Source organism: Streptomyces sp. NPDC088197, from assembly GCF_044741185.1.
Classification (GTDB): domain Bacteria; phylum Actinomycetota; class Actinomycetes; order Streptomycetales; family Streptomycetaceae; genus Actinacidiphila.
Map to the genome: position 1 here is coordinate 99,045 of NZ_JBIUSD010000010.1, position 19,467 is coordinate 118,511.

The following is a 19,467-nucleotide window of genomic DNA, read 5'->3' on the forward strand; positions in this document are numbered from 1 at the left end:
ATTGAAGCAGGGGGGATTCCCCCTGTCCAGGGATCAGTGATCCGCACCGCCGCACCGTTGAGTGTCGACACTTCTGATGAATCTGACCGAAGTCTTGTCATGGCCCCGCACGGCTCCTAACGTGTCGCCGCGAAGAAATTTGCTCGACTCTGTTCAGTTCCGTTGAGTCAAAGCGTCGAAATGCCAGCGATCCGCACACGATCAGCCCCACGGCGCGCATCCGCGGACCTCCGGTCCGCCTCGCCCACCCCGCGAGCAGAGGATTCTCCATGCCACGACTCGTCCGCAGGCTGCTCGCCTGCGCCACCGCCTGCACCCTGTGGGGCGGCGCCCTCGCGGGCGCGGCCGTCACGGCCGGTGCGGTGGTCACCGCCACCCCCGCCGCCGCACTCGACAACAGCCTCGCCCGTACGCCCCCGATGGGCTTCAACGACTGGAACGCCTTCGGCTGCGACGTCAGCCAGGCCCTGATCGAGCAGACCGCCGACTACCTGGTCAGCTCCGGTCTGAAGAGCGCCGGATACACCTACGTCAACATCGACGACTGCTGGATGACGCACACCCGTGACGCCGACGGCCGCCTGGTCCCCGACCCGGTGAAGTTCCCCGACGGCATCAAGGGCACCGCCGACTACGTGCACGGCAAGGGACTCAAGCTCGGCATCTACGAGGACGCGGGCACGGCGACCTGCGCCGGATACCCGGGCAGCCTCGGCCACGAGACGACGGACGCGCGGACCTTCGCGGACTGGGGTGTGGACTACCTCAAGTACGACAACTGCAACAACACCAGCGACGGCACCCGCGAGGACTACGTCAGGCGGTACACCGCGATGCGCGACGCGCTGGCCGCCACCGGCCGCCCGATCGTGTACTCGCTGTGCGAGTGGGGCGTGCAGAACCCGTGGGAGTGGGCCGGTGACGTCGGCAACTCGTGGCGCACCACGGGCGACATCAGCGACAACTGGACGAGCATGCTGTCCATCGCCGAGGACAACATGCCGCTGGCGCAGTACGCGGGCCCCGGCCGCTGGAACGACCCCGACATGCTGGAGGTCGGCAACGGCGGCATGACCGACACCGAGTACCGCACGCACTTCTCGCTCTGGTCGATGATGAACTCGCCGCTGCTGATCGGCACCGACCTGCGCAAGGCGACCCCGCAGACCCTGTCGATCCTCGGCAACAAGGACGTCATCGCCCTCGACCAGGACCCGCTCGGCAGCCAGGCCACCGTGGTCTCCTCCGACGGCGGCCGGTACGTGCTCAGCAAGAAGCTGGCAGGCGGCGAGCGGGCGGTGGCCCTGTTCAACTCGGGCGACCAGGCGCAGCGGATCTCCACCACCGCGCGGGCCGCGGGACTGCCCAAGCGCGGCAACTACTCGGTGCGCGACCTGTGGGCGCACACCGACTACCAGAGCGCGGGCGGCCTGTCCGCGACCGTGCCCGCGCACGGCACCGTCCTGCTGCGGGTCGGCACCGATCCCCGCGCGGTCCTCGCGCCGCCGCTGTTCGACACCGGGGTCACCGGACCCGACCACATCGAGCCGGGCCACAGCGCGACCGTGTCCACGTACGCCACCGACCTGGGCTCGCTGCCCGCCGCGACGGTGAAGGTGCGGCTGACCGGCCCCGACGGCTGGACGGTCCGCGCGACCGGCGCCACCGGCAGCCTGCTGCTGCCCGGCGGCAGGACCCTCACCACACCGTGGACGGTCACCGTGCCCGCCGACGCGCGGCCGGGCGCGTATCCGGTCACCGGCACGGTCAGCTACCGCGATCTGGTCAACGGCCGTACCGTCACGGTGCCGTTGGTCGGCAGCGTCGCCGTCAAGGTGCCGCCGCCCGCGGGGACCAGCTACCTCAGCGACCTGCCATGGACGACGTCGAGCAACGGGTGGGGGCCGGTCGAACGCGACCGCAGCAACGGTGAGACCGGCGCGGACGACGGCAGTCCGATCACGCTCGGCGGCAGCGTCTACGCCAAGGGCCTCGGGGTGCACGCGCCGAGCGACATCGCCTACTACCTCGGCGGCGTCTGCTCCACGGTGACGGCGACGGTCGGCGTGGACGACGAGAAGAACGGCAAGGGCACCGTCCGCTTCACGGTCGTCGCGGACGGCACGACGGTCGCCGACAGCGGCGTGGTCACCAACGCCATGGGCGGCAAGGCGCTCACGGCCGACGTGACCGGCGCGCAGAATGTGCGGCTCGTCGTGGACGACGGCGGCGACGGCAACGACAGCGACCACGCGGACTGGGCGGACGCGAAGCTCATCTGCTCCTGACCGCCCACGAGCCGGGGCGGCGGCGCGTATCCCTCCCGCGCGCCGCCGCCCCGGCCCGTGTCAGCCCGTGCGGTGCCGGGCCCTGGCCAGCGCCACCGCGCCCGCCACCGGGGGAACGTCCAGCAGGCGCAGGGTCAGCGAGGGGTGCGCGGCGGCGAGCCGGGCGCGGAAGGCGTCCGCGAGCCGCGGCTGGCGCACGACGACGCTGCCCGCGGCCACCACCGTGTCCCCGACGGCGCCCCGGCCGACGAGCCGGGTCACCAGCAGCGCCAACTGCCGGCCCGCCTCCTCGACCACCGCGGCGGCGAGCGCGGAGCCCGCGTCGGCGGCACCGAAGACGGCGGGCGCGGCCGGGCCCCAATTGCCGGGCGTGGGTTCGTCGTTGACGGTACGGGCCAGCGTCTGCGGGTCCGGGTCGCCGAAGTGGTCCAGCAGCGCCGCGAGCAGTCCGTCGTCGGCCCGCCCGGCGTCGTACGCGGCCAGCGCCGATCTGACGGCGTCCCTGACGATCGCGGGCGCGCCGCCCTCGTCGCCCAGCACCCAGCCCCAGCCGCCCGCGAAGAGCACCTCGCCCGCGGCGTCGGCGCCGACGCCGATCGAGCCGGTGCCCGCGATGACGCCGATGCCGGTGTCGAGACCGGCCGCGGGCACCAGCAGCGCCGCGTCGTTGACGACGACGGCGGGTACGCCGAGGGCTTCGACGGCCGCCGCCAGGTGCGCGCAGTGCCGCTGGGTGTCGCAGCCCTGCGCGCCGATCCCGACGGCGGCGATCTCGTCGCCCTCGGGCACCGCGCCCGTCAGCCGTTCCAGCAGCCAGCGCGCGGCGGTGTCGACCGGCGCCGCCTCCCAGCCGTCGGCCGGCAGCGTGCGGTCGGCGCGCGGCGACGCCGCCGGGTCGGCCAACGGCGCGACGCGGACGGCGAGTTTGGTGCCGCCCACGTCGGCGCCGACAACGACCTTCATACGCCGGGCCGTTCGGCCGCGACCTTGATGTCGGAGTTGTGGAACACGAATTCCTCGATCTCGACTCCCCTGACCTCGGCGACCGCTTCGACGAGGATCTGCGTGACCAGGATTTCGATGATCGCACGCTGCGCGGCCGGGAGGCGCGGCACGGTGACGGGGTGCAGCAGCGGGCCGCCCTGGACGGGCTCGCTGGTGACGAGGACGACCCGGTGGCCGGAGTACGCCAGGGTCTCGGCGACGGCCAGTTCGCGGGTGTCGCCGAAGATGACGTGCACCCCGCCGCCCGCCGACTCCATCGAGCCGTGCAGATACTGCCGGGTGCTCATGCCGGTCGACGGAATCCTGGCGACCTCGCGGAAGAGCAGGGCGCTCGCCTCCGCCGAGCCGACCGCGGGCCCGGTGCCGACGAAGTCCGCGGAGGTCGCGGACGCGAACAGCGGTGCCAGCGCGCGCAGTTGGGGTGTCAGGACGCGCTCGGTGCGGGCGAAGACCTCGCCGAGGCGGGCCCAGCCGTCGTCGATCCGGCCGCCGTCCCAGGCGTCGGCGAGGAGGCCGAGCGCGGCGACGGTCGCGGTGTAGCCGATGGTGGACGCGTAGCTGTCGGGGATGCTGCCGAGGTCGAGCACACCGCTGGCGAGGTCCGCGATCGGCGACGGCACGACGTTGACCACCGCGAACCGTCGCGCCGGGTCGACGGAGTCCAGCACGGCGAGCGTCTCCGCGCTGCGTCCGCTCTGCGAGACGCCGACCACCGGGTGGGCGCTGGCGGGGAAGGGCAGCGGGTGGTCGCCCGCGCCGAGCCGCCAGGAGTGGACACCACGGCTGCGCAGCGCCCAGACCGGCGCGCACGCGGCGGCCAGGCTGGCGCCGATGCCGACGAAGACCGGTCCCGGCCCCGACAGCCGGCCCTCCGCCGCCGACGCCGTGACCGCGCCGGTCAGCCGGGTGACCGCCGTGGCAAGGGCCTCCGCCTGGGTCGCGCGGGCCGCCGAGTAGGCGATGTAGCCGTCGGTCATTTCTGCTCCGTTCCTTCGGACGTCCGAGTGGTCGGATCCCAGTGCGGCGGGATCGGTGGGACAGGCGGCGCGGTGCTGTCGATCCGTACGGGCGCGCCGAGGTCGGCGGACTCCTCGATCGCGAGCATGACGTCGAGTACGTGGTAGGCCAGTTCGCCGCCGGCGCGCGGCGGTCGGCCCGCCCGGATCGCGCGGGCCATCTCCAGGACGCCCACGCCCCGCCCGGCCGGGGCGCCGGTCGCGGGGACGGTCCGCCACGGCGCCTCGGGGGTGATGTCGGTCAACAGCCGTGTGGGGCCGTCGAATCCGCTGACCGGGACCTCCAGCACCCCGTCCGCGCCGGTCACTTCGAACAACTGGCGGCGTACCGGCGAGTCGAAGCTGTAGACGGACGTGCCGACCGCCCCGGACGCGAAGGTGGTGAGGACGCTGAGGTGCGTGTCCACCTCGACGGGGAAGCGGGTGCCCGCGTCCGGTCCGGAGCCGACGGTGCGCTCCGCGCGCGGCCGGTGCCCCGCGGCGGTCACCGAGGCGACCGGGCCGAGGAGTTGGACGAGCGCGGTGAGGTAGTAGGGGCCGATGTCGAAGAGCGGTCCCGCGCCCTTGGCGAAGAGGAACCCCGGCCCGGGGTGCCATGCGTCGGGTCCCGGGCCCTGCATCAGCGTCAGTACGGTCCGCGCCGGGCCGACCGCGCCGTCCGCGAGCAGCCGCGCGGCGGTCTGGATGCCGGGGCCCAGGATCGTGTCGGGCGCGTTGCCCACCGCGACCCCGGCGGCGCTCGCGGCGTCCAGGACGGCGCGGGCGCTGTCGCGGTCCAGCGTGAGCGGCTTCTCGCCCCACACGTGCTTGCCCGCCTCGATCGCGGCGAGCGCGACCTCGTCGTGCGCGGCCGGGACGGTCAGGTTGACCACGAGGTCGACGTCGTCGCGGCGCAGCACCTCGGCCGTCGTGCCGGACACCGGGACGCCGTACGCGTCGGCCTGCGCCCTGGCCCGCGCGGGATCGAGGTCCGCGACGGCCGTGACGGCGAGGTCGGGGTAGGAGGTCAGCGAGCGCAGGTACTCGTCGGAGATGTTGCCCGCGCCGACCACCGCGACGCGGGTCGGCGTCCCGTGCGCGCTCACGCGGTCACCAGCTCGCGGAAGTAGGCGGCGTTGCGCTCCACCAGCGGCCATACGTCGCTGTGGTGGGCGACGACCTCGACGACCGGCAGTTCGAGTACGGGGGCGGCCAGCGCCACGACCTCGGCCATCCGGTCGGTGGCGTCGACGCCGAGCACCGGCCGGTCGTTGCCCGGCTCGCGGTCCCGTACGACGTGCAGCAGCCTGACCCGGTCGCCGAGCCGGGGCAGCAGCTCGAAGACGTCGGCGCCGCCGACCCCGGCCCAGTAGACGTCCAGTTCCAGGACGACGGCCGGGTCGAGGAGTCCGGCCAGCACCTCGTAGGCGGGGACGCCGTCCACGCGCTGCGCGAACTCGAAGTCGTGGTTGTGGTAGCCGATCCGCACACCGCGCGCGGCGGCCTGCTCGGCCGCCGCGTTGAGCGTGTCGGCGAGCCGCTGGACCCCGGCGCGGTCGGCGACGCTGTCGGGGGCGACCCACGGGGTGATCACCGTGCCGATGCCCGACTCGACGGCGGCGTCCACGATTTCGGCGGTGTCGTGGCGCAGTACGGAGGAGTGCGCGGTGGCCGCGTGCAGGCCGCTGTCGCGCAGGGCGGCGGCGAGCCCGGCCGGGTCGGTGAGGATGTCGTACGGCTCGGCGTGTGTGAAGCCCAGCGCCGCCAGGCGCGCGAGCGTGCCGTCGAGCCGGTCGGGCCCGAGGTCGTCACGCACGCTGTAGAGCTGGATGCCCAGCGGGTGCTCTGCCGTCATGCTCCGGCCTTTCCGTGATCGTCGTGCTGCTGCTGGTGCTGGTGGGTGTGGTCGTGGTGGCTGTGGTCGTGGTCTTCGCCCCGGCCGTCCCGGTCGTCGTGGCCCCGGTGACCGTCATGGCCCGCATGGCCCTCGTGGCCGCTGTGGCCCGCGCCGTGGGTTCCGGCCGGGTGGCAGTGGTCGCCGCTCGACGGCGGGATGTCGAGGGTGGGATTGCGGCCGAAGAACCCGTACGGCTTGAGGACGAAGCCGGCCGAGTCGACCGGCATGACCGGCCAGTCCTCGGGGCGCGGGAAGTGGGTGAGCCCGAAGGTGTGCCACAGCACGATGTCGGTGCCGTCCACGTCCCGGTCGGCGGCGGTCCAGGCGGGCAGCCCCGCGCCGCCGGTGTGCATGTTCACCAGGTCGCCCGCCGGATAGTTCTCGTCCGGCGCGTACGGCGTCACCCACAGGTGCTTGGTGGCGTACGTGGCCCGCCGGTGGATGTCCGACTCCTCGTCGGCGAGCAGCACGGGAAGGCCCTCGGGGTGCAGCATCCAGCCGACCGGGTTGCCGAGCCGGTTGGTCACCGAGGGGTTGGTGATCAGCCAGGAGCGGTTGCGGGTGTTGTCGGCGAGCCGCTGCGCGCCCGCCTCGGTGCGCAGCCGGGTGACGGTCTGGGTGAAGCCGGTGCCGGTGGGGTTGGCGGGTCCGCGCGGGACGAGGGCGGCCTCGACCTCGTCCACGGCGTTGTCCGTACCGTCGACCGTCATGTCCAGCCGGGCGCTGAACAGGTGCTGGTGGTAGGGGGCGCCGAGGCCGGGGGCGAGTTCCGAGGCGAAGGGGTGGCCGGGGCCCTGGTAGGCCGAGGTGAAGACGACACCGGTCGCCTTGACCTCCAGCTCGATCGCGCCGTCGAGCGAGAAGTACCAGTAGAAGCCGTAGTCGTAGTTGCCGACGGTGACGAAGAAGGAGACGACCAGGCGGCGGTTGCGGCGTGAGTCGGACGAGCCGGTCCAGTTGTCGTAGTGCTTCCAGAGGATGCCGGTGTCCTCCTCGTGGACGCAGATGGCCTGCGGGACGACCCGGACCTCGCCCGCGCTGTCGGCGAGCACGGCGTCCAGGTAGGTGATGTCGCCGACGCAGTCGCAGCCCAGTTCGAGGGAGTTGGCGAAGCCGCCGAGCAGGTATTCGCCGCAGTCGAAGAAGTTCTGGAACCAGCGCTGCGGGCTCGGGTCGCCGTAGGGGACCATCATCTCCGCGATGGAGGCGCGGTAGAGCACGGGGCGCGGCACGCCCGCGTCCTCGATGGCGACGTTGTGCAGGACCAGGCCCTCGCGCTGGTCGAAGCCGATCTGGAGGGACCAGCCGAGCCAGTGCAGGACGCCGTCGTCGTCGACGGTGAAGCTGGGGCCCTCGGGCTGGGTGATCTCGATGGGCTTCAGTCCCGCGCGCGGCGGCTGCCCGACCCACGCGGGGTCGTGGAAGTTGCCGTCCTCGCGCGGCACCGGCAGGTCCATGTGGTCCTGGACGTCGAGGACTTCGCGGGTGACGACGTCCACGATCGCGGTGACGCCGTCCACCGGGTGCGCCCACCCGAGGTCGTCGGGGGTCTTCTGCACGAAGGTGAAGCAGCGCTGGAGGCGGCGGCCGGTCTCGCCCTCGCCCGGCACCCCGGCCGACAGCGGATTGACCCGGAGCTGCGTGAGGTCGGTCAGGCCGCGCTTGCGCATGGCGGCGAGCCAGCGCTCGTCGCGGTGCACGATCTCCTCGACCAGCGGGAACTCGGCCAGGACGACGGGGACATGGCCGTCGGTGGCGACGTCCAGTTCCCTGGCGGTCACGACCCGGTCCTGCTCGGGGCAGACGACGGTGTCGTACGAGACCCCGGTGCGCATGTCGATGAGCATCACGCGGAAGCGGCGGGGGGCCACGTCGCCCGCGAGCAGTTCGCGCTTGTCCTGTTCGGCCAGGCCGAGGTACGCGACATGGGTGTCGGGGCCGAGGAGCCCTTCGCGCCGCAGCAGCGCGGTGGTCGCGGTGATCTCCACCGGCCGCGGCGAGGCGAGGGCCCTCGCGAGAGCCCCGGCGGGGGACCCGGCGAGCGCGTCGGCGCGGGCTCCCGGGACGGCCCCGGCTATGACGGACGGTTCAGGCGGGGTCGGGGTCACGAGGTCTCCGCATCTGCGAGTGGGTCCGGGCGGCGGGTCGGGGCGAGGGAGGCGGCGCGCGGGCGGCGGGCCGGGGCGGCTGCCGCGACCCCCGGGCGGCGGGCCGGAACCGTACGGGAGCGCGCCGTGGCGGCGGCGTTCGGGTGACGGCTCATGTCGCGTTGCCGCGCGCGAAGGAGGTCCGCAGCCGGTAGCGGTCGCCCGCGTACCGGATCGCCGAGGAGAGCAGCGGGCGCTGGCTCCGGTCGCGGACGATCTGCCGCATCTCCAGCACTGGCGTGCCCGCGGCGATGGCGAGGTGTCCGGCCAGTACGTCGTCGGCCGGACGCGCCTCGATCGTCGTGTCGGCCCGGTCGAGCTGGAAGCCGAGCCCCGCGATGGTGTCGTAGAGCGAGTGGTCGGTGAAGTCGACCTCGTCGAAGCCGACGGCGATGTCGGCGGGGACGAAGGACTCGTCCACCGCGATCGGCACACCGTCGAGCATGCGCACCCGGTCGACGCGGTAGAGCGGGGTGCCCGGCGCGATCTGGAACGCCTCGGCCTCGTCGAAGGTCGAGGTGCCCAGTTCGCGGCGGAGCACCCGCGAGGTCGGCACCAGGCCCATCCGGCGGGCCGTCTCGGTGAACGACTCCAGGGTGTTGGGCCACTCCTTGCGCTCGGGCACGCCGACGTACCAGCCGCGGCCGTGCGCCGGGCGCAGCACGCCCTCCTCGACCAGCGCGGTGAGCGCCTTGCGCAGGGTCACGCGGGAGATGGCGAGCATCTGGCACAGTTCGCGCTCGGGCGGCAGCCGTGAGCCGGGCTCGACCTCGCCCGCGGCGATCCGTTCCTGGAGCGCGGCCTTGGCCTGGAGCCACAGCGGCTCCGGGTAGTGCGTGGTGAGCGCCCGGGGCGCCGTGTGCTGCGTGCTCATGCCGGGACCTGGACCTTCTCCCATGTGCCCGAGCGCATGGAGGCGTAGCAGGCGTCGAGGACGCGGTTGACGACATGGCCGTCCTCGAAGGTCTCCAGCGGGGTCTCGCCGCGGGCGAAGCGGTCCACGAAGTGCCGCATCTCCTGACTGAAGCCGTAGGCACGGGCCTCCTCGGGCACCGGGTGGACCCAGCCGGTGTCGGCGTCGGCCTTCTCCACCAGGTAGCCCGCGGGGTTCTCGATGAAGCCCCACACCGGGGTCGCCGAGGTGTCGGTGACCAACCGGCCCGCGCTGCCGACCAGTTCGTGGCGCAGTTGCATGCCGCCCTTCTCGATCCACGAGGACTCGACGGTGGCGAGCTGGCCGCCGGCGAATTTCAGCAGCGCGACGGCGGTGTCCTCGCCGGTGGTGCGGTCGGCGTGGGCGAGGGTGGCGCCCCAGGCGAAGACCTCGATGACGGGGTTGTCCTTGCCGAAGAAGTGCCGGGCGGACTCCACGGTGTGGCAGCCCATGTCGAGCAGGGCGCCGCCGCCCGCGGTCCGCGCGTCCCAGAAGTGCGGGGCGTGCGGCCCGGAGTGCGCCTCGCGGGCGCGCAGGGTCAGCAGGTCGCCGATGGCGCCCGCGGCGACCATCTCGTGCGCCTTGGCGATGTTCGGCGAGAAGACCGAACTCTCGGCGTAGCCGTGCCAGATCCCGGCCTCGCGGACCACCCGCAGGATCTCGGCGGCCTCGTCGCCGTCGCGGGCCAACGGCTTGGTGCAGACCACGCCCTTGCCCGCGGCGGCGACCGCCCGTACCGCGTCCAGGTGTGCCTCGTTGGGCACGGCGACCACGACGAGGTCGACGTCCGGGTCCGCGCACAGCGCCGCCATGTCGTCGTAACAGGTCGCGTCCGGCGCCCACTTGGCGGCCAGCGCCTGTGCGCGTGCGAGGTCGCGCGAACAGGCGGCGACGAGCGCCGCGTTCCGTACGTCCTGGAGAGCGTCCGCGTAGGTGTCGCCGATGAATCCGGAACCGATGAGCCCGACGCCGATCACGCGTTCCTCTTCCCTCGTCATTCTCGCCCCATGATAGCAAAGTGGTTTTGCATTGGTCTTATAAAGGTACGCCACGTAAAGACCACGGAGTACCACTGTCCGGTGCGGCGCGCATCACGCCTCCAGCAGGCCGTCGAAGGCCCGGTCCAGGTCCTCGTCGACCACCCGCAGTCCGGGGTGGGCGTCGTAGTGCGCGAGCGCCTCACGCGCGCCCTGCGCGAAGGAGACCTCCGGCGCGAAACCGGGGACCAGCGCCCGCAGCTTGGAGGTGTCGAAGAGCGTCGAGTGCCGGAAGTCGTGCTCCAGCACGTCCCGCCACCCCGGCACCAGCTCGGCGATCGACTCGCTCGACCGGTGCCGCAGCACCGGCTCCCGCACCCCGGCCGCGGCGGCCAGCGCGAGATGGATCTGGTCCCAGGTGAGGATCGCGCCGCTGACGACGTTGACGCTCTCGCCGATCGCCTGACCGTTGCCGAGCAGCGGGACGAAGGCGCGCGCGAAGTCCCGTGAGTGCATCAGGGACCACAGCGAGGTGCCGTCACCGTGCACGACGACCGGCCGGCCCGCCCGCATCCGCTCGATCGCGGTCCAGCCCGCGAGCACCGGGATCACCGTGCGGTCGTAGGTGTGGAAGGGCCGCACGATCGTCAGCGGGAAGCCCGCCTCGCGGTACGCCTCCTCCAGCAGCAGCTCACAGGCGATCTTGTCCCGCGCGTAGCCGAAGTGCGGCTGGCGGCGCGGGCTGGACTCGGTGATCGGCAGCAGCGGCACCGGGCGGCCGAAGACCGAGCAGGTGCTGATGAAGACGTACTGCCCGGCCCTGCCGGCGAACAGCTCCCGGTGGTCGCGCACGTCGTCGGGCGTGAAGCCGACCCAGTTGACGACGGCGTCGAACTCCTCGCCGCCCAGCGCCGACGCGAGCGCGGCGGCGTCCCGGACGTCCGCGCGCAGCGACCGTACGCCCTCGGCCGGCGGCCGGACGGGCGCGGACCGCGTCACGATCGTCACGTCGGCGCCGCGCGCGACGGCCTCGCGGGCCGCCGCGGAACCGATCATCCCGGCGCCGCCGAGGAACAGCACCCTCATGCCCGCTCCTCGGTCGGCGCCGGGACGTGCGAGGCGCCGCGGGAGAGCCCGCGGCCGACCAGGTGGTCGTAGGAGCGGCGCAGCGCCTCGAACGTGTCGATGTGCAGCCGCTCCAGCTCGACGATGTGCCAGCGCAGGCCGGACGGCGTGGTCAGCGTGCGCGCCCAGTCGATCCGCCCCTCGCCGATGGGCACCATCACGTCGTCCTCGTAGCTGACGGCGGGGCCGTCCTTGACGTGCACGAAGCGCGCCCGGTCGCCGAGCCCGGCCAGCACCTCGGCCGGGTCGGCGCCGCCCATCTGCGCCCAGTAGGCGTCGAGTTCGACCAGGACGCGGTCGTCCAGCAGGTCGAGCAGCAGGTCGTACGCCTGCCGCCCGTCGAAGACTTGCGAGAACTCGGCGAAGTGGTTGTGGTACGCGATCCGCATGCCGCGCCCGGCGGCGCGCTCGGCGGCCTCGTTCACCCGCTCCACACCGCGCCTGATCGCGTCCGGCGAGTCGAACTCCTCGCGTTCCATGCTCCAGACCAGCACCTCGGCGCCCAGCTCCTGGTTGGTGTCCAGCAGCGCCTCGGCGTCAGGACCGGCGGGGAACGGGGTGTGCGCGCTGGTCAGCGCGAGCCCGGCGGACGCGACGGCGTCCCTGACCCGGGCGGCCCCGAAGTGCTCCACCAGGCCGTAGGTCTCCACGCCCGCGTAACCGATCCCGGCGATCTCGGCGAGCGTGCCCTCCAGGTCGGCGCGGGCCAGATCGAGCACCGTGTACGTCATCACACCGATCTCGGCGGTCACGCGTCCTCCTCCGTACGGCGGGCCGCCCACAGCAGGGCCTGGCGGACCAGGGCGCGCACCGGCGGCTCGCCCCACGAGCGCATGTCGTGGCCGAGCGCCAGATACACCACGCGGCCTTCCCCGGCCTCGCGGGCGTAGAGCACCGGGATCACCTCGCCGTCCGCGCGGCGGCGCGAGGCGAGGACCGTCACGTCGTCGTCGGCCAGCTCGAACTCGTAGTACTCGTCGAAGAGTTCGAAGTCGGACAGGCCGCGTGTGACCGGGTGGTCCGCGACGATCTCGACGGTGTGGCGGCCCTCGTGGTGACCGGGGCCGTGCGAGAGGTAGCGGTTGCCGAGCAGTTCGAACAGCGGCCGGTCGGCCGGGTCGAGCCCGTCGCCCGCCCAGCCCATGATGTTGGCGCCGTGCACGCCGACCAGGCCCTTGCCCGCGCGTACGGCGTCGGCCAGCGCCTGCTGCTGCTCGGTCGCGAAGTGGCCGCCCGCGGTGTAGAAGAGGTACACGTCCGCCTCGGCGGTCTCCGGCCGCGCGTCGACGAAGCGGCTGGTGCCCATCGCCTTGCGGGTCGCGAACCCGGCCTCGGTGCCGAGCTGTTGGAAGACCTCGGCAGCGCTCAGCAGGTCGTGGTGGATGTCGTCGCCGTTCACGATGACCATGGCTCTCGGGGTCGAGAGGTGTGGCATTGCGTTCCTCACAGATGGCTTGGGTCGTGCGTCGTGGCGTGGCTCGGCGGCCCCCGCCCGGCCGCGGGAGGCGGGCCGGGCGGGGGCGGGGAGGGTCAGACGGGCTTGAGCCGCAGGGCGACGACGGGGTTGGGCACCGGGCTGAAGTACGGGTTCTGCGGTGTGGGGAACCCGGTGGCCTTGGCGGTGCTCCAGTTGCCGTAGCTGCCCCAGTAGAACATCGGGATCCACGGCAGGTTCTCGACGAAGATCTCCTCGATCCTGTTGATGATCTGCTGCCGCTGCTCGTCCGTGGTCGCCTTGGGGTACTCGGTGAACAGCGTCGCGGCCTCGGCGTTCTGGAACCGCTCGATGTTCTGGAAAGTCGGCGTCGCCTTGCCGACCGGGTAGTACAGATTCGGGTTGATCGTGTCGTTGTAGTACGAGAAGGCGCGCGGCGCGGAGTTGACCGGGTAGCCCATCGTGGAGTCGAAGTTCCCCTTGGACGTGAGCCCGTTGATGTCGTTGACCGTGGTCGTGTCGACGTTGAGCTTGATGCCGATGTCCTTGAGCTGCGAGACCAGCACCTGCACGCGCGCGGCGATGTCGGTGTACGCGGAGGGGAAGCTGATCGAGAACTCGACGCGCTTGCCGTCCTTGCGGTAGTAGCCGTCGCCGCCCTTGGCGTATCCGGCGTCGGTCAGCGTCTTGTGCGCCTTGTCGACGTCCTGGACGAAGTCGACTCCCTTGTACCGGGGGGCGATCGAGGAGGCGTAGGCGGGCATCGGCAGACCGGTGACGCTGGTCGCGGGCGGCGCGCCGCTGGCCGCGCCGACCTGCTTGCGGTTCACACCGAGACTGATCGCCCTGCGCACCGCGATGTCGCTGAGCGGCCAGCGCTCCAGGTTGGGGATGATGCCGTCGGTTCCGGCGATCGGGGCCCAGTAGTTGTAGTGCTTGTTCCGGCTGAGATACGTCTTGTCGGCATTGGCGATGTACGTGCCGCCCCAGTCCGCGAGGCCCTGGACGAGGGCGTTGGTCATGCTCTCGTTGTCCTTGTACGCCACGAACCGCAGCGAGCTGATCTCCGCCTTCGGCTGCCAGTAGTCCTCGTTGCGCACCAGCAGGAAGCTCTGCGCGGAGAACGACGACAGCTTGAACGGCCCTGTCCCCACGGGGTTCTTGTCGGTGTACGTCGTCGGGTCCTTGATTTTCGACCACAGGTGCTGGGGGACGATCGGCGCCGACACGATGTTGGTGAAGTGCTGCTCGGAGGGCGCGGGGAAGGCGAAGACGACCTGCGCCGGACCGGGCGCGGTGACCGAACTGAAGTCGATGCCCAGCAGGTTGAGCCCCGGATACCGCTTGAGCATCGAGTACGTGAAGACGACGTCGTCGGCGGAGAACGGGGTGCCGTCCGTCCACTTCACACCGGTCCGGAGCTCCATCGTCAGCGTCTTGTTGCCGTCCGACCAGCGCCAGGACTTGGCGAGCCACGGCAGGTCGCGCCCGATGTCGACGGTGTTGATCTGCACCAGCGGCTCGTAGATGAAGCCGCCCTGGCCCTGCGGGGTGTAGGTGAGGCTCTGCGCGGTGTTGGCCAGGAACGGGTTGAAGACCTGGGTGAGGTTGTCGGACTGGCCCGCCACGGTGAGCGTGCCCTTGGCGGAGCCCGAGCCTCCCGCGGTTCCCGAACAGGCCGACAGGGCAAGGGTTCCCGCGCCCGCGAGGGCGCCTGCGAGAAGACCGCGTCTCGTCATTCCTGACGCGATCGACGACTGCGTTGTGGTCACTGTGCGTCTGCTCCTTCGGAGGTGGGGACAGCGGAATCGGGTGTGGGGAGAGCGGGTTCGTCGACAGTGGGGTCGGTGACCGAGGGGTCGGTCCCGGCAGGCCGCGCGGCGGAGGCGGTGACGGCCGCCGCGTTCTCGGCGCGCCGCCCGCGCGCCTGCTCGTCGTCCGCGTACAGCCAGCAGCGGGCGGTGTGGCCGTCGGTCAGGTCGAAGGACGGCGGGATGTCGGTGGCGCAGCGCTCCATCGCGTACGGACAGCGCGGGTGGAAACGGCAGCCGCCCGGCGGGGAGATGAGGCTGGGCGGCTGCCCGATGTCCTTGACCCGCGCGGCGCCGCCCCGCGAGGGATCGGGCGCGGAGGCGATCAGGAGCTGGGTGTACGGGTGCGCCGCCTGCTGGGTGACCGCTTCCGAGGGGCCGGTCTCGATGACCTCGCCCGCGTACATCACGGCGGTGTCGGCCGCGAAGTACCGCGCGGAGGCGATGTCGTGGGTGACGTACAGCATCGCGACGTTGCGTTCCTCGGTGAGGCGGCGCAGCAGGTTGAGGATGCCGAGGCGGATGGAGACGTCGAGGCTGGAGACCGGTTCGTCGGCGAGGAACACCTCGGGGTCGGCCGCCAGGGCGCGGGCGATGGAGAGCCGCTGGAGCTGGCCGCCGGACAGTTCGTGCGGGTACTTCTCGGTGAACTGCCGTGGCGGCACGAGGTTGATCTGCTGGAGCAGGTCGTCGATGACGGCGGTCTGCTCCTTGCCGCGCTTGCCGGGGTGGTGGATGGCCACCGCGCGCTTGAGGGTGCCCGCGATGGTGGCGACCGGGTTGAAGGACGCGAAGGGGTCCTGGAGGATCAACTGCACCTGGCGGACGTGGTCGCGAAAGGCCCGGCCGCGCGGCGACTTCACGGGGACGCCGTGCAGCCGCACCTCCCCGCCGGTGACCGGGTAGAGCTGGGCGAGCAGCCGGGCCAGCGTCGACTTGCCGGAGCCCGACTCGCCGACCAGCGCGGTGATCCGGCCCGCGTACAGGCTCAGGCTGACGTTCTCCACGGCGTGCACGACCTGCGGGGCCGCGCCGCGGCGCAGGCGTCCGCCGCGTACCGGGAAGTGCTTGGTCACGTTGACCGCTTCGAGCACCGGCCGGGCGCCGTCCGCGGCGCGGCCGTCGCGGGCGGCGGCCCCGGCGTTCTTCTTCGTCACGTCGCCGCTCATCGCATCTCACCTGTCACGAGTCGGTCCTGGTTCTGGGCGCCGTCCGCGTGCAGCAGGCAGGCGGCGTGCGAGGTGGCGCCGTCCGGCCCGGTGATCCGCAGGAGCGGCGGTACGTGGCTCCCGCAGGCGTCGAAGGCGAGCGGGCAGCGCGGCTGGAAGGCGCAGCCGCTGGGCAGCCTGCGCAGGTCGGGCGGCGAGCCGACGATGCCGGTCAGCTCCCGCTTGGGGCCGCCGAGGGTCGGGAAGGACGCCAGCAGGCCCCGGCTGTAGGGGTGTTGGGGGCGGCGGTAGAAGTCGTCGGCCGCCGCCGTCTCGACGATCTTGCCGCCGTACATCACGGCGATCGTGTCGGAGAGTTCGATCAGCAGCGACAGGTCGTGGGTGATGAAGACGACCGAGAAGCCGAGCCGGTCCTTCAGCTCCATGATCTTCTCGATGATCTGCCGCTGGATGACGACGTCGAGCGCGGTGGTCGGCTCGTCCATCACGATGATCTCGGGGTCGAGCGCGAGGCCGATCGCGATCATCGCGCGCTGCCGCATGCCGCCGGACAGCTCGTGCGGGTAGGAGCCCGCCCGGTCGGCGGGGATGCCGACGATGCCGAGGAGTTCGACCACCCGGGCGGCCCGTTCCTGCCGGGTCATCCGCGGCCGGTGCGCGACGATGACGTCCTCGATCTGCTCGCCGATCCGCATGATCGGGTTGAGCGCGTGCATGGCCGACTGGAAGACGATCGACAGCTCCTCCCAGCGAAAGCCCCGCAGTTCGGCGTCGCCCATCGCGAGCACGTCCACGGTGTCGCCGTCGGGCTTGGTGTAGACGATCCGGCCCCGGGTGATCTCGGCGGGCGGCTTGTGCAGCCGGGTGATGGCGTACGCGAGGGTGGACTTGCCCGAGCCCGACTCGCCCGCGATGCCGAGGACTTCGCCGCGCCGCAGGGTGAACGACACGTCGCTGACCGCCGGGGTGCGCTCACCGCCGTCGCCGACGTACTCCACCCGCAGGTCGCGGACGTCGAGGACGACGTCGGTGCTGTCCGGGGTGAAGGGCGTGACCTCGGTGCGGCGTTCGGCCGGGGCGTGGTTCTTGATCCGGCGGGCGCGTTTGGCGGCGACCTGGCCGCGCTGGGCCTTCTTGGTGCCGATCCCGGCCTGGCGCAGCCGGGGGTTGATGAACTCGTCGATGCCGAAGTTGACCAGCGACAGGGCGGTGCCGAGCAGGGCGATGGCCAGGCCGGCGGGGACGAACCACCACCAGGCGCCGGTCAGCAGCGCGCTGCCGGTCTGGGCCCAGTACAGGATCGTGCCCCACGACCACTGGGTGACGTCGGCGAGGCCGAGGAAGGCCAGGGTCGCCTGGGTGAGGATCGCGAAGTTGACGGTGCCGAGGAAGGACGCGGCGATCACCGCGAGCTGGTTGGGCAGGATGTCCTTGAGGATGATCCGCCAGGTCTTGTCGCCGGTGGCGCGGGCGGCCTCCACGAAGTCGCGTTTGCGCAGCGAGAGCGTCTGCGCCCGCAGCACCCGCGCTCCCCAGGCCCAGCCGGTGAGCGTGATGACCAGGATGATGCCGAGCGAGCCGCTGTGCGGCAGATACGCGGCCAGGATGATCGTCAGCGGCACGCTGGGCAGCACCAGGAACACGTTGGCCAGCAGCGACAGCACTTCGTCGCCGAGGCCGCCGACGTATCCGGCGGTGACGCCGACGATCACCGACAGGAAGGTGGCGAGGACCGCGGCGCCCAGGCCGACGAGCATCGAGGCGCGGGCGCCGTAGAGCATCTGCGACAGGACGTCCTGGCCGTTCTGGGTGGTGCCGAGCCAGTGCGCGGTGGACGGTCCGACGAGGGTGTCGTCGCTGACCGTCGAGGGGTCGTACGGCGAGATCCACGGCGCGACGACGGCCAGGACGACGAAGACCAGAACGACCGCGAGGCCGATGAGGGTCAGCGGTGAGCGCAGCAGGCGCGACCGGAGGCGGGCGGGGCCGCCGGCGGGCTCGGCGGCGGTGTCGGCGGTGTCCGCCTCGGCGAGGGCGGCGGCTTGCACGGCCATGGATCAGCTCTCCCTTGTCCTCGGGTCGAGGAACACGTACGCGATGTCGGCGATCAGGTTGGCGATCAGCACCAGCACGGTGATGAGCAGGAAGATCGCGGACATCAGCGGGTAGTCGGCCGCCTGTGCGGCCTTGAACAGCACCGACCCGATGCCGGGGTAGTTGAAGACGACCTCGGTGACGATGGAGCCGCCGATCACGAAGCCGAGCGACATGGCGAAGCCGGAGAAGGACGGCAGCATCGCGTTGCGGGCGGCGTAGGTGTACATCACCCGGCGCCTGGGCAGCCCCTTGGCCTCGGCGAGCCGTACGTAGTCCTCGCTGAGCGTGGTGACCATCATGTTGCGCATGCTGATCAGCCAGCCGCCCACGGAGGCGACGGTGATGGTGACGGCGGGCAGGACGGCGTAGTTGATCGCGCTGCCGATGAACCCGGCGTTCAGGCCGATGGTCTGGTCGAGCCCGTAACCGCCGGACAGCGGGAACCACTTGAGGGTGATCGCGAAGACGTACACGATCATGATCGCGAACCAGAAGTACGGGATCGACGACAGGAAGGTGGTGATCGGTATCAGCGAGTCGAGCCAGGTGCCGCGCTTCCAGCCGACGAGCATGCCGAGCGTGGTGCCGATGACGAAGCCGAGCACCGTGCAGATGGTGACCAGGATCAGCGTCCAGTACATGCTCTGCCCGAGCACGGTGCTCACCTGCGACGGGTAGTAGGCGTACGAGGTGCCGAAGTCGCCGGTGAAGATGCTGTGCCAGTAACTGACGTACTGCTCCCACAGGTTCTTGTCGGACTCGCCGAACAGCACCCGCAGGGCCTGGACCGCGGAGGGGCTGAGCTTCCCGTGGAACTGCTGGATCAGGTTGTCCGCGGGGTTTCCCGGCATGACGCGCGGGATGACGAAGTTGAGGCTGATGGCCGCCCACGCCGTGAGCAGGTAGAAACAGATCTTCCGGAAAAGGATGCGCATGGGTCAGTTCCCTCGGGCTTCGAGGCGGCACGCCCAGCGGGCCGCGCGCCGGACGAGAAGGCGCACGGCGGGTTCTCCCCAGCTCCGCATGTCGTGGCCCAACTGGAGGTAGCAGACACGTCCGTTCCCGAATTCGCGGACGTGCAGCAGGGGTTCGGTGCCGCCGGGGGTCGTACGGCGGGCGAGGGTGAGCACGCCGGGCGCGGTCTCGACGTGGTAGTGCTCGTGCGTCAGCTCGAACGGCGGTATTCCGGCGGTCACTTCGTGTGCGCCGTCGAGGGTGACGGTGAACCGGCTCTCGTGGGGCGGTGGCCCGTGCGAGACGTACCGGCTGCCGACCAGGTCGAACAGGTCCGCGTCCACGGTGGTGGAGTGCAGGGCGATCAGTCCGGCGCCGCCGCGGACCGCGCGGGCCAGGCTCGCGCGCTGTGCGTCGGTGAAGCGGCCCAAGGCCGTGTAGAGCACGATGAGTTCGGCGTCGACCGGGCCGTCGAAGCGGCCGGTGCCGACGGCGGTACGGGTGACGAATCCCTCGTCGGTCAGCAGCGTCCGCACTTCGCGGGCGGCGGTGAAGAGGTCTTCGTGGACGTCGTCGCCGCTGAAGACGGCGAGGGCGGTGGGGCTGGCGGTTCTCGGCATCGTCGGGCCGCTC

Annotated in this window: 16 protein-coding genes and 1 pseudogene; 1 reads left to right on the top strand and 16 read right to left on the bottom strand. The window is 71.8% G+C overall.

Annotation, left to right across the window (positions count from 1 at the left end):
- Positions 1-269: 269 nt before the first annotated feature.
- Complete coding sequence (locus tag ACIOC1_RS23735) at positions 270-2,288, top strand: NPCBM/NEW2 domain-containing protein (protein WP_401856277.1); 2,019 nt, start codon at positions 270-272, stop codon at positions 2,286-2,288.
- Between the two features lie 60 nt (positions 2,289-2,348).
- Here ACIOC1_RS23735 and ACIOC1_RS23740 read toward each other — a convergent pair whose 3' ends face one another.
- The 16 genes and pseudogenes from ACIOC1_RS23740 to ACIOC1_RS23815 all read right to left on the bottom strand — a co-directional run bounded on the left by ACIOC1_RS23740 (position 2,349) and on the right by ACIOC1_RS23815 (position 19,454).
- A complete protein-coding gene (locus tag ACIOC1_RS23740; protein ID WP_401856278.1) occupies positions 2,349-3,251 on the bottom strand; it encodes a BadF/BadG/BcrA/BcrD ATPase family protein in 903 nt (300 codons plus the stop codon).
- The gene (locus tag ACIOC1_RS23745) at positions 3,248-4,270 is read right to left on the bottom strand and encodes an SIS domain-containing protein (protein WP_401856279.1); all 1,023 of its coding nucleotides are present in this window, start codon (positions 4,268-4,270) and stop codon (positions 3,248-3,250) included. The genes ACIOC1_RS23740 and ACIOC1_RS23745 overlap by 4 nt, the downstream gene beginning before the upstream one ends.
- Positions 4,267-5,394, bottom strand: coding sequence for a Gfo/Idh/MocA family protein (locus ACIOC1_RS23750; RefSeq protein ID WP_401856280.1), 1,128 nt, complete (start codon positions 5,392-5,394; stop codon positions 4,267-4,269). The genes ACIOC1_RS23745 and ACIOC1_RS23750 overlap by 4 nt, the downstream gene beginning before the upstream one ends.
- The gene (locus ACIOC1_RS23755; RefSeq protein ID WP_355333193.1) at positions 5,391-6,143 is read right to left on the bottom strand and encodes a TIM barrel protein; all 753 of its coding nucleotides are present in this window, start codon (positions 6,141-6,143) and stop codon (positions 5,391-5,393) included. The genes ACIOC1_RS23750 and ACIOC1_RS23755 overlap by 4 nt, the downstream gene beginning before the upstream one ends.
- Positions 6,140-8,293, bottom strand: a complete 2,154-nt coding sequence (locus tag ACIOC1_RS23760; RefSeq protein WP_401856281.1) for a primary-amine oxidase — start codon at positions 8,291-8,293, stop codon at positions 6,140-6,142. The genes ACIOC1_RS23755 and ACIOC1_RS23760 overlap by 4 nt, the downstream gene beginning before the upstream one ends.
- A gap of 151 nt (positions 8,294-8,444) precedes the next feature.
- Positions 8,445-9,206, bottom strand: a complete 762-nt coding sequence (locus tag ACIOC1_RS23765; protein ID WP_355333197.1) for a GntR family transcriptional regulator — start codon at positions 9,204-9,206, stop codon at positions 8,445-8,447.
- The gene (locus ACIOC1_RS23770) at positions 9,203-10,264 is read right to left on the bottom strand and encodes a Gfo/Idh/MocA family protein (protein ID WP_401856282.1); all 1,062 of its coding nucleotides are present in this window, start codon (positions 10,262-10,264) and stop codon (positions 9,203-9,205) included. Before ACIOC1_RS23770 ends, ACIOC1_RS23765 begins: the two co-directional genes overlap by 4 nt.
- 93 nt (positions 10,265-10,357) lie before the next feature.
- Positions 10,358-11,329, bottom strand: coding sequence for an NAD-dependent epimerase/dehydratase family protein (locus tag ACIOC1_RS23775; protein WP_401856283.1), 972 nt, complete (start codon positions 11,327-11,329; stop codon positions 10,358-10,360).
- Positions 11,326-12,120, bottom strand: coding sequence for a sugar phosphate isomerase/epimerase (locus tag ACIOC1_RS23780; RefSeq protein WP_355333205.1), 795 nt, complete (start codon positions 12,118-12,120; stop codon positions 11,326-11,328). The genes ACIOC1_RS23775 and ACIOC1_RS23780 overlap by 4 nt, the downstream gene beginning before the upstream one ends.
- Complete coding sequence (locus tag ACIOC1_RS23785) at positions 12,117-12,803, bottom strand: ThuA domain-containing protein (RefSeq protein ID WP_355333207.1); 687 nt, start codon at positions 12,801-12,803, stop codon at positions 12,117-12,119. The genes ACIOC1_RS23780 and ACIOC1_RS23785 overlap by 4 nt, the downstream gene beginning before the upstream one ends.
- Positions 12,804-12,898: 95 nt before the next feature.
- Positions 12,899-14,575 (bottom strand): ABC transporter substrate-binding protein, encoded by a 1,677-nt coding sequence (locus tag ACIOC1_RS23790; protein WP_401856284.1) that lies wholly within the window; start codon positions 14,573-14,575, stop codon positions 12,899-12,901.
- Positions 14,572-15,783 (bottom strand): ABC transporter ATP-binding protein, encoded by a 1,212-nt coding sequence (locus ACIOC1_RS23795; protein ID WP_355333211.1) that lies wholly within the window; start codon positions 15,781-15,783, stop codon positions 14,572-14,574. The genes ACIOC1_RS23790 and ACIOC1_RS23795 overlap by 4 nt, the downstream gene beginning before the upstream one ends.
- Positions 15,780-16,787, bottom strand: a complete 1,008-nt coding sequence (locus ACIOC1_RS23800) for an ABC transporter ATP-binding protein (protein ID WP_401721589.1) — start codon at positions 16,785-16,787, stop codon at positions 15,780-15,782. The genes ACIOC1_RS23795 and ACIOC1_RS23800 overlap by 4 nt, the downstream gene beginning before the upstream one ends.
- Positions 16,788-16,994: 207 nt before the next feature.
- Positions 16,995-17,837: pseudogene (locus ACIOC1_RS23805) on the bottom strand (ABC transporter permease); the annotation flags it as partial.
- A gap of 3 nt (positions 17,838-17,840) precedes the next feature.
- Positions 17,841-18,815, bottom strand: a complete 975-nt coding sequence (locus tag ACIOC1_RS23810) for an ABC transporter permease (protein ID WP_355333214.1) — start codon at positions 18,813-18,815, stop codon at positions 17,841-17,843.
- Positions 18,816-18,818: 3 nt separating this feature from the next.
- Entirely contained in the window at positions 18,819-19,454 is a 636-nt protein-coding gene (locus ACIOC1_RS23815) for a ThuA domain-containing protein (protein WP_401856285.1), read from the bottom strand.
- Between the last annotated feature and the right edge of the window lie 13 nt (positions 19,455-19,467).

Coding starts and splice junctions, on each gene's coding strand:
- ACIOC1_RS23735 (WP_401856277.1), top strand. CDS start 270: ATGCCACGACTCGTCCGCAGGCTGCTCGCCTGCGCCACCGCCTGCACC.
- ACIOC1_RS23740 (WP_401856278.1), bottom strand. CDS start 3,251: ATGAAGGTCGTTGTCGGCGCCGACGTGGGCGGCACCAAACTCGCCGTC.
- ACIOC1_RS23745 (WP_401856279.1), bottom strand. CDS start 4,270: ATGACCGACGGCTACATCGCCTACTCGGCGGCCCGCGCGACCCAGGCG.
- ACIOC1_RS23755 (WP_355333193.1), bottom strand. CDS start 6,143: ATGACGGCAGAGCACCCGCTGGGCATCCAGCTCTACAGCGTGCGTGAC.
- ACIOC1_RS23765 (WP_355333197.1), bottom strand. CDS start 9,206: ATGAGCACGCAGCACACGGCGCCCCGGGCGCTCACCACGCACTACCCG.
- ACIOC1_RS23770 (WP_401856282.1), bottom strand. CDS start 10,264: ATGACGAGGGAAGAGGAACGCGTGATCGGCGTCGGGCTCATCGGTTCC.
- ACIOC1_RS23775 (WP_401856283.1), bottom strand. CDS start 11,329: ATGAGGGTGCTGTTCCTCGGCGGCGCCGGGATGATCGGTTCCGCGGCG.
- ACIOC1_RS23785 (WP_355333207.1), bottom strand. CDS start 12,803: ATGCCACACCTCTCGACCCCGAGAGCCATGGTCATCGTGAACGGCGAC.
- ACIOC1_RS23795 (WP_355333211.1), bottom strand. CDS start 15,783: ATGAGCGGCGACGTGACGAAGAAGAACGCCGGGGCCGCCGCCCGCGAC.
- ACIOC1_RS23810 (WP_355333214.1), bottom strand. CDS start 18,815: ATGCGCATCCTTTTCCGGAAGATCTGTTTCTACCTGCTCACGGCGTGG.
- ACIOC1_RS23815 (WP_401856285.1), bottom strand. CDS start 19,454: ATGCCGAGAACCGCCAGCCCCACCGCCCTCGCCGTCTTCAGCGGCGAC.